General features: G+C 37.4%; 19 protein-coding genes and 1 pseudogene. 6 read left to right on the top strand and 14 right to left on the bottom strand.

Features of this window, described 5'->3' with window-relative positions:
- Positions 1 to 98 precede the first annotated feature (98 nt).
- Both def and rlmB read left to right on the top strand, forming a co-directional pair.
- The gene (gene def / locus SMSK597_RS08175) at positions 99 to 710 is read left to right on the top strand and encodes a peptide deformylase (RefSeq protein ID WP_001272956.1); all 612 of its coding nucleotides are present in this window, start codon (positions 99 to 101) and stop codon (positions 708 to 710) included.
- Between the two features lie 44 nt (positions 711 to 754).
- Complete coding sequence (gene rlmB / locus SMSK597_RS08180) at positions 755 to 1,483, top strand: 23S rRNA (guanosine(2251)-2'-O)-methyltransferase RlmB (protein ID WP_000855760.1); 729 nt, start codon at positions 755 to 757, stop codon at positions 1,481 to 1,483.
- Between the two features lie 491 nt (positions 1,484 to 1,974).
- On the opposite strand, the gene htpX is transcribed toward rlmB, so the two are convergent.
- Together htpX and SMSK597_RS08190 are read right to left on the bottom strand one after the other, a co-directional pair.
- A complete protein-coding gene (gene htpX / locus SMSK597_RS08185) occupies positions 1,975 to 2,874 on the bottom strand; it encodes a zinc metalloprotease HtpX (RefSeq protein ID WP_000895744.1) in 900 nt (299 codons plus the stop codon).
- 1 nt (position 2,875) lies between these two features.
- On the bottom strand, positions 2,876 to 3,436 hold the full coding sequence (locus SMSK597_RS08190; protein ID WP_000219822.1) for a LemA family protein: 561 nt from the start codon (positions 3,434 to 3,436) through the stop codon (positions 2,876 to 2,878).
- A gap of 94 nt (positions 3,437 to 3,530) precedes the next feature.
- Here SMSK597_RS08190 and rsmG point away from each other — a divergent pair, with 94 nt between their 5' ends.
- Together rsmG and SMSK597_RS08200 are read left to right on the top strand one after the other, a co-directional pair.
- Positions 3,531 to 4,244, top strand: a complete 714-nt coding sequence (gene rsmG / locus SMSK597_RS08195; RefSeq protein ID WP_000801937.1) for a 16S rRNA (guanine(527)-N(7))-methyltransferase RsmG — start codon at positions 3,531 to 3,533, stop codon at positions 4,242 to 4,244.
- Positions 4,245 to 4,546: 302 nt separating this feature from the next.
- A complete protein-coding gene (locus SMSK597_RS08200; protein WP_004238034.1) occupies positions 4,547 to 5,830 on the top strand; it encodes a uracil-xanthine permease family protein in 1,284 nt (427 codons plus the stop codon).
- 95 nt (positions 5,831 to 5,925) lie between these two features.
- On the opposite strand, the gene ffh is transcribed toward SMSK597_RS08200, so the two are convergent.
- From ffh to SMSK597_RS08215, 3 genes are all read right to left on the bottom strand, one after another.
- On the bottom strand, positions 5,926 to 7,497 hold the full coding sequence (ffh, locus tag SMSK597_RS08205) for a signal recognition particle protein (protein WP_000863640.1): 1,572 nt from the start codon (positions 7,495 to 7,497) through the stop codon (positions 5,926 to 5,928).
- 11 nt (positions 7,498 to 7,508) lie between these two features.
- Positions 7,509 to 7,841, bottom strand: coding sequence for a putative DNA-binding protein (locus SMSK597_RS08210; protein ID WP_000402066.1), 333 nt, complete (start codon positions 7,839 to 7,841; stop codon positions 7,509 to 7,511).
- Positions 7,842 to 7,931: 90 nt separating this feature from the next.
- Complete coding sequence (locus tag SMSK597_RS08215) at positions 7,932 to 8,309, bottom strand: YwiB family protein (protein ID WP_004238036.1); 378 nt, start codon at positions 8,307 to 8,309, stop codon at positions 7,932 to 7,934.
- Positions 8,310 to 8,380: 71 nt separating this feature from the next.
- On the opposite strand from SMSK597_RS08215, the gene SMSK597_RS08220 reads away from it, so the two are divergent.
- Positions 8,381 to 9,685 (top strand): HD domain-containing protein, encoded by a 1,305-nt coding sequence (locus SMSK597_RS08220; RefSeq protein WP_001003488.1) that lies wholly within the window; start codon positions 8,381 to 8,383, stop codon positions 9,683 to 9,685.
- Positions 9,686 to 9,697: 12 nt separating this feature from the next.
- Positions 9,698 to 10,504 carry a sugar-phosphatase gene (gene yidA, locus SMSK597_RS08225; RefSeq protein ID WP_000023502.1) on the top strand — a complete coding sequence of 269 codons (807 nt, stop codon included), beginning with the start codon at positions 9,698 to 9,700 and terminating at the stop codon, positions 10,502 to 10,504.
- A gap of 234 nt (positions 10,505 to 10,738) precedes the next feature.
- Here yidA and SMSK597_RS13845 read toward each other — a convergent pair whose 3' ends face one another.
- The 9 genes and pseudogenes from SMSK597_RS13845 to SMSK597_RS08260 all read right to left on the bottom strand — a co-directional run bounded on the left by SMSK597_RS13845 (position 10,739) and on the right by SMSK597_RS08260 (position 15,949).
- Positions 10,739 to 11,560 carry an MFS transporter gene (locus SMSK597_RS13845; protein ID WP_369688087.1) on the bottom strand — a complete coding sequence of 274 codons (822 nt, stop codon included), beginning with the start codon at positions 11,558 to 11,560 and terminating at the stop codon, positions 10,739 to 10,741.
- A 70-nt stretch (positions 11,561 to 11,630) separates the two neighbouring features.
- Complete coding sequence (locus SMSK597_RS13850; protein WP_255261784.1) at positions 11,631 to 11,951, bottom strand: MFS transporter; 321 nt, start codon at positions 11,949 to 11,951, stop codon at positions 11,631 to 11,633.
- Positions 11,941 to 12,165, bottom strand: a complete 225-nt coding sequence (locus tag SMSK597_RS12860) for a hypothetical protein (RefSeq protein ID WP_255261785.1) — start codon at positions 12,163 to 12,165, stop codon at positions 11,941 to 11,943. The genes SMSK597_RS13850 and SMSK597_RS12860 overlap by 11 nt, the downstream gene beginning before the upstream one ends.
- A 245-nt stretch (positions 12,166 to 12,410) precedes the next feature.
- A complete protein-coding gene (locus SMSK597_RS08235) occupies positions 12,411 to 12,968 on the bottom strand; it encodes a CYTH domain-containing protein (protein WP_001003834.1) in 558 nt (185 codons plus the stop codon).
- Positions 12,969 to 13,201: 233 nt separating this feature from the next.
- Positions 13,202 to 14,068, bottom strand: a complete 867-nt coding sequence (locus tag SMSK597_RS08240) for a helix-turn-helix domain-containing protein (RefSeq protein WP_000537001.1) — start codon at positions 14,066 to 14,068, stop codon at positions 13,202 to 13,204.
- Positions 14,069 to 14,607: 539 nt separating this feature from the next.
- A pseudogene (locus tag SMSK597_RS08245) lies at positions 14,608 to 15,039 on the bottom strand (site-specific integrase); the annotation flags it as partial.
- Positions 15,040 to 15,072: 33 nt separating this feature from the next.
- Complete coding sequence (locus tag SMSK597_RS08250) at positions 15,073 to 15,447, bottom strand: HepT-like ribonuclease domain-containing protein (protein WP_001245877.1); 375 nt, start codon at positions 15,445 to 15,447, stop codon at positions 15,073 to 15,075.
- Positions 15,428 to 15,742 carry a nucleotidyltransferase family protein gene (locus SMSK597_RS08255; protein ID WP_000263130.1) on the bottom strand — a complete coding sequence of 105 codons (315 nt, stop codon included), beginning with the start codon at positions 15,740 to 15,742 and terminating at the stop codon, positions 15,428 to 15,430. The genes SMSK597_RS08250 and SMSK597_RS08255 overlap by 20 nt, the downstream gene beginning before the upstream one ends.
- A 45-nt stretch (positions 15,743 to 15,787) precedes the next feature.
- Positions 15,788 to 15,949, bottom strand: a complete 162-nt coding sequence (locus tag SMSK597_RS08260) for a type II toxin-antitoxin system RelB/DinJ family antitoxin (RefSeq protein WP_000077979.1) — start codon at positions 15,947 to 15,949, stop codon at positions 15,788 to 15,790.
- Positions 15,950 to 16,176: the final 227 nt, after the last annotated feature.

Raw genomic sequence — 16,176 nt, forward strand, 5'->3', positions numbered from 1 at the left:
TTGAACATCCTATCTATTTTCTATAAATCCTAAAGGCTGTAATACTTTCAATCCTTGTCATTTTGTGTTATCATGTAGAGGTAATGAAAGGAGAGAAAATGTCTGCTATAGAACGTATTACAAAAGCTGCTCACTTAATTGATATGAACGATATTATCCGCGAAGGGAACCCAACTCTACGCGCGGTTGCTGAGGAAGTTACTTTCCCCCTATCTGACCAGGAAATCATCCTAGGCGAAAAGATGATGCAATTCCTCAAACATTCCCAAGATCCCGTCATGGCTGAAAAAATGGGGCTCCGCGGTGGGGTTGGACTTGCTGCTCCTCAATTGGATATCTCAAAACGCATTATCGCTGTTTTGGTACCTAATATTGTTGAAGAAGGCGAAACTCCACAGGAAGCCTACGACTTACAAGCCATTATGTATAATCCAAAGATCGTCTCTCACTCTGTTCAAGACGCTGCTCTTGGCGAAGGAGAAGGTTGCCTATCTGTTGACCGTAACGTGCCTGGCTATGTAGTTCGCCATGCTCGCGTCACTGTTGACTACTTTGACAAAGATGGAGAAAAACACCGCATCAAACTTAAAGGCTACAACTCCATCGTTGTACAGCATGAAATTGACCACATCAACGGAATCATGTTTTACGACCGTATCAATGAAAAAGACCCATTTGCAGTTAAAGATGGTTTACTAATTCTAGAATAAAGAAAATCCCGTTGCAAGACGGGGTTTTGTGTTATAATAGAGGCATGAAAACAAATGATATTGTCTATGGAGTCCACGCCGTTACCGAAGCCCTCCTTGCAAACACAGGAAACAAACTTTACCTCCAAGAAGATCTCCGAGGTAAGAATGTTGAGAAAGTCAAAGAACTGGCTACAGAAAAGAAGGTGTCCATTTCTTGGACTTCAAAAAAATCCCTCTCTGAGATGACTGAAGGTGCTGTTCACCAAGGTTTTGTTCTACGAGTGTCTGAATTTTCCTATAGCGAGCTGGATAACATCCTTGCCAAAACACGCCAAGAAGAAAATCCACTTCTATTGATTCTGGATGGTCTTACTGATCCCCATAATCTGGGTTCTATCTTGCGAACAGCCGATGCGACCAACGTTTCAGGTGTCATCATTCCCAAACACCGTGCTGTCGGTGTTACTCCTGTCGTTGCCAAAACGGCCACAGGTGCTATTGAACACATTCCCATCGCCCGAGTGACTAATCTAAGCCAAACTCTAGACAAACTCAAGGATGAAGGCTTCTGGACCTTTGGAACAGATATGAATGGGACTCCTTGCCACAAGTGGAATACAAAAGGGAAAATCGCCCTCATCATCGGAAATGAAGGAAAAGGCATCTCTAGCAACATCAAAAAACAAGTCGATGAAATGATTACCATTCCTATGAATGGACATGTTCAAAGCCTCAATGCCAGTGTTGCTGCAGCCATTCTCATGTACGAAGTTTTCCGAAATAGACTATAAAAGAGGCTGGACAAAAACTAACTTCTAACTAAAAGCACACAGTGATTTTTAAATAACTGATTTGTAGATTAAATTCTTGGACAATTTTGTAAACCCCATGCTGATTAAGATGAATCCAAGCTCTACTACACTGGCCTACTTGTCTCTAACACACACTCTGAGTTCACCAAAAATATTCTCTAATTTACGAAAAACGAGATCAGTTGCCATCTTACATTTTGCATAGATTCTAGATTCTTCTTCGATATATCATGTGTTCTGAACGAAGTTTCCTAAAGAAATTCTAATACTCAATGAAAATCAAAGAGCAAACTAGGAAGCTAGTCGTAGGCTGGACTTAAGTACGGCAAGGCGAAGCTGATGCGGTTTGAAGAGATTTTCGAAGAATATAAGTTGTATCATAACAAATTGATTTCTGAGTTCCTTTATATAAGAAAATGAGCATCTCCAACTACGAGAATGCTCATTTTTTAGGATTGTATAGGTAAATTTTACATCTGTTTTAAACGTTCAATCCGCTCTGCGATAGGTGGGTGGGTGTAAAAGAGTTTTTGGAACCCTCCACCTTTCTTGGGATCATTGATATAAAGTGCACTGCTGGCATCATCAACAGGACGACTCATGGGTTTACTATTGTCTAACTTACGTAGAGCATTAATCATCCCTTGAGGATTGCGGGTCAACTCGACACTAGAAGCATCAGCTAGGAATTCCCTTTGACGAGAAATAGCTAGTTGCACCAAAGTTGCAGCGAGAGGGGCCAGTACAATAGCTAGTAAAGAAACCACTAGCATAATGATTTCAAGACCGTTTCCATCTCTATCATCGTCACTTCGTCTGCGACCTGCACCACCCCACCACATCATACGACCTGCCATACTAGAAAGCATAGTGATAGCACTAGCAAGGGCAACGGCAATAGTCGAAATGCGGATATCGTAATTACGAATATGACTGACTTCATGTCCCATAACAGCTTCTAGTTCTTCACGATTCATAATAGCTAGGAGACCTGAAGTCGCAGCAACCGCCGCATTTTGAGGATTAGAACCTGTCGCAAAGGCATTTAAGGCTGGATCATCAATGATGAAAACACGGGGCATAGGAATCTGAGCCACCATAGCCATATCTTCCACTACATGGTAGAGGTCTGGTGCCATTTGCTCATCAACCTCACGCGCTCCATTCATTGACATGACAATCTCTGTCGATTGAAAAATCATGGACAAGGCATAGATAAAGCCAATAATCAGTGCGATAACCAAACCACCAAGCCCAGATCGCATAAAGAGGTAACCAACCGCATAGCCAACAAGAGCTAAGAGTAGGAAAAATACCAGCAACAAAATCCAGGTTTTTCGTTTATTGCTTGCAATTTGATCAAACAACATCTTAGTCACCTAAACCGCTAAAATCAACCTTAGGAACTGCCTTTTCCTCTTCTGGTGTTTGAAGGAAATCTGCTGCTTTAAATCCAAACATTCCAGCGATAATATTGCTTGGGAAAGTTTCTAATTTTACATTGTAGTTGCTGACAACACTGTTGTAGAGTTGACGAGAGTAAGAAATTTTATTTTCTGTATTGGTCAACTCCTCTTGCAATTTAACAAAGTTGGCACTAGCTTTCAAATCTGGGTAGCTTTCTGCAACTGCAAAAATACCTGAAACTTGACGAGTGAGGGCATCACTAGCTTTCATAGCTTCTGCTGGTGAAGTTGCTGCTGCCACTTGGTTACGCAGTTCTGCCACCTTTTCAAGGGTAGAACCTTCATATTTAGCATAACCTTTTACAGTTTCAATCAAGTTTGGCAAGAGGTCATTTCGACGTTTCAACTGAACATCAATCTGACTCCAAGCCTCCTTTGTTTGCATACGATTCTTAACCAAACCGTTATAGCTAACAATCACAAAAATAACAATAAGAGCGATAACTCCAAGAATAATCCAAGTCATTTTTATAATTCCTTTCTGTTTTTAGATTAGTACCAGTATATCAAATTTTTAATGATTGTGGTAAAATAAGATGATACTAAAGAAGGAAATAACTATGAAACCAGAAACATTTTACAATTTGCTTGCCGAGCAAAATCTTCCACTTTCGGACCAGCAAAAAAAACAATTTGAACGTTATTTTGAGCTCTTGGTTGAGTGGAATGAAAAGATTAATTTAACAGCCATTACAGACAAGGAAGAAGTTTATCTCAAACATTTTTACGATTCGATTGCACCTATTCTGCAAGGCTTGATTCCCAATGAAAATATCAAATTGCTTGATATTGGAGCCGGGGCAGGATTTCCTAGTCTACCAATGAAAATCCTCTATCCTCAGTTAGATGTGACCATCATTGATTCGCTCAATAAACGTATCAACTTCCTCCAACTCTTAGCTCAAGAACTGGATTTGGATGGTGTCCACTTCTACCATGGACGTGCAGAAGACTTTGCCCAAGACAAAAACTTCCGTGCTCAATATGATTTTGTAACAGCTCGTGCGGTTGCCCGTATGCAAGTCCTATCTGAATTGACCATTCCTTACCTTAAAGTTGGTGGCAAACTATTGGCACTCAAGGCCAGCAATGCGCCTGAGGAGTTATTTGAAGCAAAGAATGCCCTCAACCTCCTCTTCAGTAAAGTCGAAGACAATCTCAGCTACGCCCTACCAAATGGAGATCCGCGTTATATCACAGTGGTAGAAAAGAAAAAAGAAACGCCCAACAAATACCCAAGAAAGGCTGGCATGCCAAATAAACGCCCGCTTTAAATTTTTTAGTAAAAAAATATTTACAAAGTCAGCCTCGCTCTTTTATTTTCAGGCTCGGGAAAAAATGATTTACAAAATCAACCTCGCTCCTTTATTTCCAGGCTCGGGAAAAAATGATTTACAAAATCATTTTTTTCTGCTATACTATCACAAGCAAAGGTTTTTAATGTCATCCCGTGAGGTGACGAAGACGCAGAAATACTTGAAACTCTTTAAAGTCTAGATTTTAGAGAAGTCTTACTCTGAGGGCCTATTGCTGTAAAATAATGGGCTCTTTTTTGATGCCCAAAAGTGAGGTTTATATGAAACAAGAATCAACTGTTGATTTGTTACTAGACGTTGACCAACGTCCTTCGGCTGGAAAAGGAATTCTCCTTAGTTTCCAACACGTTTTCGCCATGTTTGGGGCGACCATATTGGTACCATTGATTTTGGGAATGCCTGTATCTGTTGCCCTTTTTGCTTCAGGTGTTGGAACACTCATCTACATGATTTCAACTGGTTTTAAAGTTCCAGTTTATCTAGGTTCTTCATTTGCCTTTATCACAGCTATGTCCCTAGCTATGAAGGAACTAGGAGGGGATGTATCAGCTGCACAAACAGGGGTTATCCTTACAGGTTTTATCTATGTGCTTGTGGCTGCAAGTGTTCGTTTTGCGGGTACAAAATGGATTGATAAACTCTTGCCACCAATCATCATCGGACCTATGATCATCGTTATCGGTCTTGGACTTGCAGGTTCAGCTGTTACCAATGCTGGTCTTGTAGCGGATGGAAATTGGAAAAATGCTCTTGTAGCAGTTGTTACTTTCCTAATTGCTGCCTTTATCAACACAAAAGGAAAAGGCTTCCTACGAATCATTCCATTCCTCTTTGCCATTATCGGTGGTTACCTCTTCGCACTGACTCTTGGCTTGGTTGACTTTACACCAGTTCTTAAAGCCAACTGGTTTGAAATTCCTGGTTTCTACTTGCCATTTAGCACAGGTGGTGCCTTTAAAGAATACAATCTTTACTTTGGTCCAGAAACCATCGCTATCTTGCCAATCGCTATCGTAACAATTTCTGAGCATATCGGAGACCATACTGTTTTGGGTCAAATCTGTGGCCGTCAATTCTTGAAAGAACCAGGTCTTCACCGTACTCTTCTTGGTGACGGTATCGCAACTTCTGTTTCTGCCTTCCTTGGTGGACCAGCCAATACAACTTACGGAGAAAATACAGGGGTTATCGGTATGACTCGTATCGCTTCTGTCTCAGTTATCCGTAACGCTGCCTTTATCGCAATTGCCCTTAGCTTCCTTGGTAAATTCACTGCCTTGATTTCAACCATTCCAAATGCTGTACTTGGTGGTATGTCTATCCTTCTCTATGGAGTTATCGCCAGCAACGGTTTGAAAGTCTTGATTAAAGAACGTGTTGATTTCGCTCAAATGCGTAACCTAATCATCGCAAGTGCTATGTTAGTCCTTGGACTTGGAGGAGCTATCCTTAAACTTGGTCCAGTTACCCTTTCAGGTACTGCCCTATCAGCCATGACAGGAATCATCTTGAACTTAATCTTGCCACACGAAAATAAAGACTAGTAGTCTAAACATATCAAAAAACGAGCATTTCCAATTACGGAAGTGCTCATTTTTCTTATTTCTAAAAAAGGAAAGCCCTGCGACCTTCCTTTGCCTTACTTGCGTTTCTTCTTCGCTTTCTTCATTTTATTCGCCATGCGTTTCATGGACTGTTTCATGGCAAATTCACCGATTTTACCTTTGAGTCCGCCACCAAACATCTGGCTCATATCTGGCATTCCTTCTCCTCCGAGAGCTGACAAGTCAGGCATTCCACCTTGTCCCATCATTCCTTCAAGGACAGACATATCCATTCCTCCCATATTTGGCATATTTTTAGGAAGGTTATTTGGATTGATTCCCATCTGCTTCATCATCTTGTTCATATCACCAGACATAACACCCTGCATGAGCTGTTTGGCCTGATTAAAGTCCTTGATGAATTTATTGACTTCGACAAAGGTATTTCCAGAACCTGCAGCAATACGACGGCGACGGCTCGGATTTAACAAATCTGGATTTTCACGTTCTTCAGGTGTCATTGAAGACACAATAGCACGTTTGCGAGCAATCTGACGCTCATCCACCTTCATGTTTTGAAGTGCTGGGTTGTTAGCCATACCTGGAATCATCTTGAGCAAGTCTTCCATTGGCCCCATGTTTTGCACCTGATCCAACTGATCAATGAAATCATTGAAATCAAAGGTGTTTTCACGCATCTTCTCAGCCATTTCAAGGGCTTTTTGCTCATCGTATTCTTGAGAAGCTTTCTCAATCAAAGTGAGCATATCCCCCATGCCAAGGATACGGCTAGACATACGGTCTGGGTGGAAGGTCTCAATGTCCGTAATCTTTTCACCTGTACCAGTGAACTTGATTGGTTTTCCAGTAATGTGACGAACAGATAGGGCAGCACCACCACGAGTGTCCCCATCAATCTTGGTAAGGATAACCCCAGTTACTTCCAACTGAGCATTAAACTCACGCGCAACATTGGCCGCTTCTTGACCAATCATGGCATCAACGACGAGCAAAATTTCATTTGGTTGAGCTAGTGCTTTCACGTCACGAAGCTCATTCATCAACAGCTCATCAATCTGCAAACGCCCTGCCGTATCAATCAAGACATAGTCATTATGATTAGCTTGGGCTTGTTCCAAACCTTGACGTACAATCTCAACAGCTGGTACTTCTGTTCCAAGTGCGAAGACAGGCACATCAATCTGTTGCCCCAGTGTCTTCAGCTGATCAATGGCAGCTGGACGATAAATATCCGCCGCAATCATCAAAGGACGAGCATTTTCTTCTTTCTTGAGTTTGTTGGCCAATTTACCAGCAAAGGTTGTTTTACCAGCCCCCTGCAAACCGACCATCATGATAATTGTAGGAATCTTAGGTGACTTGATAATTTCTGCCGTATCAGAACCTAAAACGGTTGTCAGTTCCTCATCAACGATTTTAATAATTTGTTGCGCAGGATTAAGGGTATCAATGACCTCATGCCCGACTGCACGCTCACGAACTTTCTTGATAAAGTCCTTTACAACAGGCAAGGCAACGTCGGCCTCAAGCAAGGCCAAGCGAATTTCTTTGGTCGCCTCTTGGACATCAGATTCAGAGATTTTTCCTTTTTTACGTAGATTTTTAAAAACGTTCTGCAAACGTTCTGTTAAACTTTCAAATGCCATGTTTCTTCCTCTTATTCTCTATTATCAATGCTTGTTAAAATTTCTATCTGCTCCTGCAGAAAGTCATCTTTGGGATAGCGCTCCAAAATCTGGTCAAAAATCTGACTGCGGACAATGTAGTCCGAGTACATGTGCAATTTCATCTCATAATCTTCCAGAATCTTTTCTGTCCGCTTGATATTGTCATAGACAGCCTGACGACTGACACCAAACTCCTCGGCAATCTCAGCAAGGCTGTAATCATCAGCGTAGTAGAGCTCTATATAGTTCATTTGCTTGTCTGTCAAAAGCGCCGCATAAAATTCAAAGAGCGCATTCATACGATTGGTTTTTTCGATTTCCATAACTTTTATTATACCAAAAATTAGCCTAATCTACCACACTAGGAAGCCAATCCAAGAAGATAGCTAGCTAAATTTGAAAAAGACATGAGCCTAGCCCCAAGTAATTTCCAATTGATAGCTGGCAAAGGGATGTCCCTCTTGATTTTGTAGTTGATAATCTAGTTCAATCTTTTGCCCATCAACTTGATAATGGCTCGTTTGGATGATAAACTCCTGCATACCCATTGGTGTAGGAATGTAGGCTAAACTATCGCTATCCTTTAAAAAGCGCATAATGGTCTTGGGATTGGAAAAACGGCTCATCACCAGTTCTTGACCATGAAATTTAATCACTACTTTTTCCTTTTCCTCATTATAAAAAAGCAGGTAGCTATAATCTCCCTTTTCATGCACTTCTACATCATAAAGCTGGTCAATCACTTCCAACTGCTCATCAAACTGAATCGTATTTCGCATCCGAATCTTCACATCAAGTCCTCTTTCTTGTCTCTTGTCCTACTATTTTACCAAAAACTCTAGCTTTTTGCTATAATGGTCATATGAACGAAAAAGTATTCCGTGACCCAGTTCACAACTACATCCATGTCAATAATCAAATCATCTATGACTTGATCAATACAAAAGAATTTCAACGCTTGCGCCGGATCAAGCAACTGGGAACTTCCAGTTATACCTTCCACGGTGGAGAACACAGCCGCTTCTCCCACTGTCTAGGAGTCTATGAAATTGCACGACGTATCACGGAGATTTTTGAAGAAAAATATCCTGAAGAATGGAATCCTGCCGAGTCTCTCTTGACTATGACAGCTGCTCTCCTACATGACCTTGGGCATGGTGCCTACTCCCATACTTTTGAACATCTCTTTGATACAGACCATGAAGCCATCACTCAGGAGATTATCCAAAGTCCTGAAACGGAGATTCACCAAGTCCTGCTACAAGTGGCGCCAGATTTTCCAGAAAAGGTTGCCAGTGTCATAGACCATACCTACCCTAACAAGCAGGTTGTGCAACTCATTTCTAGTCAGATTGATGCGGACCGTATGGACTATCTCTTGCGTGACTCCTATTTTACAGGAGCATCCTATGGTGAATTTGACCTGACTCGAATCTTGCGTGTCATTCGCCCTGTCGAAAATGGCATCGCCTTTCAGCGCAATGGCATGCATGCCATCGAAGATTACGTCCTCAGTCGCTACCAGATGTACATGCAGGTCTATTTCCACCCAGCAACACGCGCCATGGAAGTTCTCCTACAGAATCTCCTCAAGCGCGCCAAGGAACTCTATCCTGCAGACAAGGACTTCTTTGCACGAACTTCTCCACATCTCGTACCTTTCTTTGAAAAAAATGTGACCTTGTCAGATTATCTGGCTCTAGATGATGGTGTGATGAATACCTACTTCCAGCTCTGGATGACCAGTCCTGACAAGATTCTTGCTGACTTATCGCAACGCTTTGTCAACCGCAAGGTCTTTAAATCCATTACTTTTTCACAAGAAGATCAAGACCAACTCGCTAGCATGAGAAAATTGGTTGAGGACATTGGCTTTGATCCCGACTACTATACTGCCATTCATAAGAACTTTGACCTCCCTTATGATATCTATCGTCCCGAATCTGAAAATCCACGGACACAGATTGAGATTTTACAAAAAAATGGTCAACTGGCCGAACTCTCTAGCCTTTCTCCTATCGTCCAATCCCTTGCTGGCAGTCGCCACGGAGATAATCGTTTCTATTTTCCAAAAGAAATGTTGGACCAAAACAGCATCTTCGCAAGTATCACCCAGCAATTTTTACACTTGATTGAGAACGATCATTTTACTCCAAATAAAAACTAGAAGAGGAAATTTATGAGTATTAAACTAATTGCCGTCGATATCGACGGAACCCTAGTCAACAGCCAAAAGGAAATCACTCCTGAAGTCTTTTCTGCCATACAAGATGCCAAAGAAGCTGGTGTCAAAGTCGTGATTGCAACTGGCCGCCCTATCGCAGGCGTTGCCAAACTTCTGGACGACTTGCAGTTGAGAGACGAGGGTGACTATGTTGTGACCTTCAACGGTGCCCTTGTCCAAGAAACTGCTACAGGACATGAGATTATCAGCGAATCCTTGACTTATGAGGATTATCTGGATATGGAATTTCTCAGTCGCAAGCTCGGTGTACACATGCACGCTATTACAAAGGACGGTATCTACACAGCCAATCGCAATATCGGAAAATATACAGTGCACGAATCAACCCTCGTCAGCATGCCCATCTTCTACCGCACACCTGAAGAAATGGCTGACAAGGAAATCGTCAAGTGTATGTTCATCGATGAACCAGAAATACTTGATGCTGCGATTGAAAAGATACCAGCAGAATTTTATGAGCGCTACTCTATCAACAAATCTGCTCCTTTCTACCTCGAACTCCTTAAAAAGAATGTGGACAAAGGTTCAGCCATCACTCACTTAGCTGAAAAACTAGGATTGACCAAAGATCAAACCATGGCTATCGGTGACGAAGAAAATGACCGTGCCATGCTGGAAGTCGTTGATAACCCCGTGGTCATGGAAAATGGAAATCCAGAAATCAAAAAAATCGCCAAATACATCACTAAATCTAACGATGAATCCGGCGTAGCCCATGCCATCCGTACATGGGTATTGTAAAATAATTTGAATATAGAAAAAGCACTCCAGAAGTTAGAGATAATGTACTGCCCCCAAAAGTAAGACAGAAAAATCTTACTTTTGGGGGCAGTTTAAGATTCAGTATTTTTGGTTTCCAGTTCTATCCCCTCAATAATTATTAAATCTGAATTAGGTAGTACATTATGTAAAACCTTTTTCAATTTTTTATTTTACTACGAATTAATATTATTTTTTCAAGTGATAATCGATCCACTAATCTTCCTTTATAAATATTGCACTTCTTTTCTTAGCTAGCTTTTTTTCATAACTCTTTATAAGAATAACCAATAAACTACTTAGTAATCCCAAAATAACTAGACTTAATCTCGGGTTTAAAAGCCAATTAAAATAAGCAGCCAGTATCCCTCCAAAAGGTGCAAAAATAGTAGCTATTACAAAAGAACTAGAAAGTATCTTACCAATATTATACTCAGTACTTTCTTGTTGCTGTATTGTTGTAATTGAGACAGAAGCTATTGTAATTAGTCCACTCAAAATTGAGTAACAAATTCCAAAAAAAATCCAATTTTCTACTATTCCGCTTGCCATAATGACAAGTGGGATGGTTGCCATTGATATATTCATTAAGATAAAGGCATCCTTCTTATTCAAAAAAGTAGAAAGAAGGGTTACTGCTATCAAACTACCAAATCCAGCAATGGAGTAAACAATCCCAACAAGACTATTTGATAATTTTAATTGATCCTGTAAATAATAAATAATCGTTGCATTGAAGCCTAGCATAGCGATATTCACAACAATAGTAAAGAGTAAAGAAATCCTCAATTTAATATTTGTAAAGTTCTCTTTAAAACCTACAAAAATTTCTTTTATATCATCATTACCATTCTCCTTGTGTTCTTGATCTGGAATATATGAAATTAGTATTGAAAGAAATAATAACAAGAAAGAAGCACTATTAATAAAAAAAATGCTATTAATATTAAACTTTAACATTAGTACCCCTGCTATAGCTGGAGAAATTAATTTTGAAATAGTTCGGACACCTTGAAACTGAGAATTATATTTTGCAATTCTTCCTTCTCAAATAAGGCAGGAGTAATGACTGAGAATCCTGTTTGAAAAAGTGTCGAAAATAAAGGTATCAAAAATGCAATAACATAGTAAAAAATATAGGAACTGAATATTTAGATAATATCGGTATTACACTACATAATAATGCCGGTATTAATGTAGACCATAATAGTATTTTTTTCTTATTGAAATTATCTAATAAGTAACCCATAACAAATCCCAAGAAGAATTGAGGTAGCAATTCAATAATCACCATTCCTCCCATTGCAAAAGACGAATGAAATTCTTGGTAAATTAAGATTGGAAAAGCAATTTTCTGAAATCTATCTCCAATATTTGATATAAATTCACCAAAAGTTATTGTATAAAACGTTTTCTTGTTAATATCCAAAATGTCCCTTCTTTCTAGTTAAACCACGATGAATATCACTTTTTATTAAATCGGTAAGACTTATTCCAAACCTCTTTGCAAGAGTTGGTACCGCACTATTTTCACTTAAACCATACATAGTTACTAACTCAATGAAATATACATCCTCGCCAGATACTCTAAAATCAAGATAACAAGTACCATCTATTTCATAATAATCATGACCACCCGTCAAACGGGTGGTTTGTCCCAGGGCTATAAGCCCAAACTACCAGCCAGCGCCTAAAGACGCTGGCTTTCACGTTGTTCAAGCCTTATTTCTCTTGACTCGTCACTTGCCTCTCAAAGAGGCTTTAGTATCACTTACCACTATCCCTAAAGGATCCTTCTTATTCAAAAAAGTAGAAAGAAAGGTTACTGCTATCAAACTTCCAAATCCAGTAATTGAGTAAACAATCCCAACAAGACTATTTGATAATTTCAATTACGTCCATTTTTTTCTCTCATTAATTGGACATAGCCCTTTGTTTCTATTTTTGAATTTAAAAACGAGAACTCTCCGCACATTTTATCATAAAAATTACTATAATCTTCTTTTGAAAAATCTCCTAAAATCTCTATCTCAAGATAAAACCCAAGACCATCAATCTTATCTAGATTAATCGTTTTATTTTCTAATTCATCATGATAAGTCTTTCTATGTTTACTTATTGTGAAAATATTTGAAAATCCATCTTGCAAGATATTTCTTACAAATTCTAATTTTTCAGATTCTAACTCTATTTCACTTTCACTCCACATTCCTTGTTTTATCGTATCTTTTCTTGTGAAAATACTTGCTCTATTATCATCTTCTTGACGAATTCTGTAGATAAAGCTACCTACCTCATCATTTTCAAATTCTCTTCCTTTTGTTTTAAAATATTCATCAACTTGCTTATTTTCATTCTTAAATTTATAAGATTTTTCTAAATATGAAATAGCATTATTATAATCTTTCTCATCGTTGAGTTCAAATCTAACTTCTAATTCATTCATTAATTTTACCTCTCAATTCTTCAAAGGCTGAAGTCTCTTTACATTCACTCAGTCTATAGTAAGTTTCTGTAGATGTTTTATGGACAAAAAGCCTAATATTTTCTTGTACTCATTTTAGCACTTCAATATAATAATGTCAAGAATTTTAATAATGTTTTTTATTTATTTTTATTAAATACATATTTGTATCTTTCTGGATTAAAAAAACGATGCTTAATTGAACATCGTCTTTACTATTCTGTTATATCTGCAATATAATGCTCGATTTTAAGAGCCATTGACATATTGCCCTCAAGCTTATACAGGAAATAAGCCGTTTCAAAGTACTCTTTTACTGCAACTTTAGAAGAAAAATTCTTACTGACATTTCCCATCAATACATACAAATCAGCCAAAAGATATGTTGTTCTATACGTCTTACATTGCTTTATCGTATCTGTGATTTTAGTAATAGCCTCTTCAGTATTATTCTGCAACCATAGATAGCGACAAACATTATAATTAAATTTAATAGAAAGGTTTAATTCTTCGATTGTGTTTAACTTGAGTTGATTTACTTGATACTCTAACTTTTCTCGAATTTCATTAAAACTCTCTAAATCTTCAATATCATAATAAAAATTAAATAGAGTATTTGAAACTTGAAGGTAGATCAGGTCAGTTACATTTAACTGAGACAGTACCTTCTCCAATCTTGCCACACCCTCCTCTTTTTGCCCATAGAGATAAAAATCTATAAGAGATTTTATCCACTCCATATAAAACTTATCTACTAGAGACAAGCGATGTACCTTTACACTCTCTAATTCATATATATATTTCAAAGACTCATAATTTCGATTTGTGATAAATGTCTGGGCTAACTTCTTAAACTCTGATAACTCATCAATCTCCTCTCCAATCTGCTCATTAAAAAAATAATCTATACTAACTTTTAACTTCTTAGACAGAGCATATAAAAAGTCTGCTCCTGGAGTAAATTCTCCATTCTCTAATCGACTAATCTGCCCCTGTTTACATATCCCCTCAGCCAATTCTCGCTGAGACATTTTTAATTCTTTTCGTCTATTTTTTAATCTTGTTGCTAATAGTGTACCCACGTTTGCATTTTCCTTTTCTATTCGATTTCAATTTCAATTGTAACATGATTAAATTTTAAATACAAATTAATAAAGCAAAAGATACAAATTATATATAAGCAATGACTAGATAGGTTACCTTTGAAAACCTATCCCTTCTTCTTTTGAGATTTTCTTACTCAAACGATTGATAAACGTATTCACTTTAAATGGATTAGATATTAGACTATCATGTTTAAATTTTGTTATTGATATATTTAACAGACCAGAAATAATCTTTTACAACATATCAAGTTCAGGGGAACAATAAAGATTTTCCCCATTTTTTAGTCTCTCTATTTCATAACAATCAATTCTTTTTGTCACATACCTTAGCCCAAAAAATCCACACCAAATCTTTTTGAAAGCTGTTTAAAGCTTTGTACTTACTTTCTGAGTTCATAGATCTGAACCTTTACCTCATTTGTTCAATTCCATAATAAAATAAGGACATTCTAACAAAGGAAGTCCTTATTTTTATTATGGAATTGATCAAAATTATTTTATCCTTTTACTAACATTCATTCTCTTACTAAATCATACTTTTTATCAATAACCCTCTTTTAGAGTATGTCCGTAAGTTTGAATAATTTGTTGTATATCTTTATGCCTTAGTAATCTTGAAACAGCCCATATATCAACACCTTTTGATAATAAATATGAACCGTAAATATACCTTCCTGCTGTTGCTATCATGGTTTGACTACCTATCCCAAGTTCGGATAAAAATACTTTCAAGCATTTATTCAATCCATAATTTGTAGAAAGTTTATACCAGACCAAATCATATTTCTTCAATTCTTCACGATTATAAAGAACCTTATCTTGTTCCTCTTTCAATGCATCCAATACAGATATTAAATCTTCATCAATAAGAATTTCTCTTATGAAAGTATTCGTTTTTTGAGAAACAAAATTTGTCGATTTCTAGCAAATCTTCCATACATTTTTATAATTTATCTTTCTGAAAAATAATATTTTCTATTTTATAATTCACCTTCTAATTCTCTTATAATCGAATATAAAGATTCTTTCGTTTTGGGAACAGATTCCTTCAATATACCCTCTACAATTTTAAAATTCAAATTTGAATAGTTATGATAAATAAAATTTCTAAAACCTTTTATCTGAATCCAATTTATCCTATCAGAATACTTCTGTTTTACTTCCTCTGATAATTTTCCTAAGGATAACTGTTCTCCTACTTGTCCTAAATTCATAGCGATAGAATCAACTACCATATCATCATCTAAAGGTAAATTATATCTTCTTGCTTTATCCAAAACAGCAACAGCCTTATCAAGATATAAAACCATATCCTTCAAATATGCTATATCAGTTTCAAGAGATTGATTTCTCATAAATAACCTCTCTATCATTCAAAAAATTTTTCTTGACTAACTTCCCAATATTTGTTTTTGGAGAAAGTAAATCACTAACCAATAGAATATCTATATTACCATCAAAAATAGTCAAAAGTCTACCATATACATCAAAATATATAGAATCATCCTCTAACTCCAAAGCAATATCAACATCACTTTTTCCATCAGCTTCGCCCCTAGCATAAGAACCAAATAGGTAAATTTTAGATAAATCATATTGTTTAGCAACAGGAACAATTTTTTCCTTTATCTGATCTATTGTATAAACCATAACTGAACCCCTTTAGATTATATCTATCCACACTTTTATTTCACCTTACTCAGAATCAAGTTTAACTTCAAAAGGAATACTTCTTGTCAACACACTCTGTTTTAAAAATAACTTCACAGCAGTTGACATATCCAACCCCAACTCATTAAAAATTGCAGTCGCTTCTTTTTTCAATTCATCATCTACTCTTACAGCAATTTGTGACACAGCATTTCTCCTTGATTTATTCTGTATATCTATTGTATCACCTTAAGTAAGACAATTCAACTTCTTTTAATTATTAAATACAAAACAAAATAGACCAGTTTCCTGATCTATTGTAAATTCAATCTAGAATAGTACACTATGGTTCCTAAAACATTAGTAGAAATTGGTTTAAATTTTTAATCTATTTGCTCAATTTTTATTTCATTTCACTATCTTTTATTCTATAT

Source organism: Streptococcus mitis SK597, assembly GCF_000148545.1.
In the GTDB taxonomy this organism is placed as follows: domain Bacteria; phylum Bacillota; class Bacilli; order Lactobacillales; family Streptococcaceae; genus Streptococcus; species Streptococcus mitis_C.

What these genes read in the sequence shown, in the direction of transcription:
- def (WP_001272956.1), top strand. Translation starts at nt 99, where the DNA reads ATGTCTGCTATAGAACGTATTACAAAAGCTGCTCACTTAATTGATATG.
- rlmB (WP_000855760.1), top strand. Translation starts at nt 755, where the DNA reads ATGAAAACAAATGATATTGTCTATGGAGTCCACGCCGTTACCGAAGCC.
- htpX (WP_000895744.1), bottom strand. Translation starts at nt 2,874, where the DNA reads ATGTTGTTTGATCAAATTGCAAGCAATAAACGAAAAACCTGGATTTTG.
- SMSK597_RS08190 (WP_000219822.1), bottom strand. Translation starts at nt 3,436, where the DNA reads ATGACTTGGATTATTCTTGGAGTTATCGCTCTTATTGTTATTTTTGTG.
- rsmG (WP_000801937.1), top strand. Translation starts at nt 3,531, where the DNA reads ATGAAACCAGAAACATTTTACAATTTGCTTGCCGAGCAAAATCTTCCA.
- SMSK597_RS08200 (WP_004238034.1), top strand. Translation starts at nt 4,547, where the DNA reads ATGAAACAAGAATCAACTGTTGATTTGTTACTAGACGTTGACCAACGT.
- ffh (WP_000863640.1), bottom strand. Translation starts at nt 7,497, where the DNA reads ATGGCATTTGAAAGTTTAACAGAACGTTTGCAGAACGTTTTTAAAAAT.
- SMSK597_RS08210 (WP_000402066.1), bottom strand. Translation starts at nt 7,841, where the DNA reads ATGGAAATCGAAAAAACCAATCGTATGAATGCGCTCTTTGAATTTTAT.
- SMSK597_RS08220 (WP_001003488.1), top strand. Translation starts at nt 8,381, where the DNA reads ATGAACGAAAAAGTATTCCGTGACCCAGTTCACAACTACATCCATGTC.
- yidA (WP_000023502.1), top strand. Translation starts at nt 9,698, where the DNA reads ATGAGTATTAAACTAATTGCCGTCGATATCGACGGAACCCTAGTCAAC.
- SMSK597_RS08235 (WP_001003834.1), bottom strand. Translation starts at nt 12,968, where the DNA reads ATGAATGAATTAGAAGTTAGATTTGAACTCAACGATGAGAAAGATTAT.
- SMSK597_RS08250 (WP_001245877.1), bottom strand. Translation starts at nt 15,447, where the DNA reads ATGAGAAATCAATCTCTTGAAACTGATATAGCATATTTGAAGGATATG.
- SMSK597_RS08255 (WP_000263130.1), bottom strand. Translation starts at nt 15,742, where the DNA reads ATGGTTTATACAATAGATCAGATAAAGGAAAAAATTGTTCCTGTTGCT.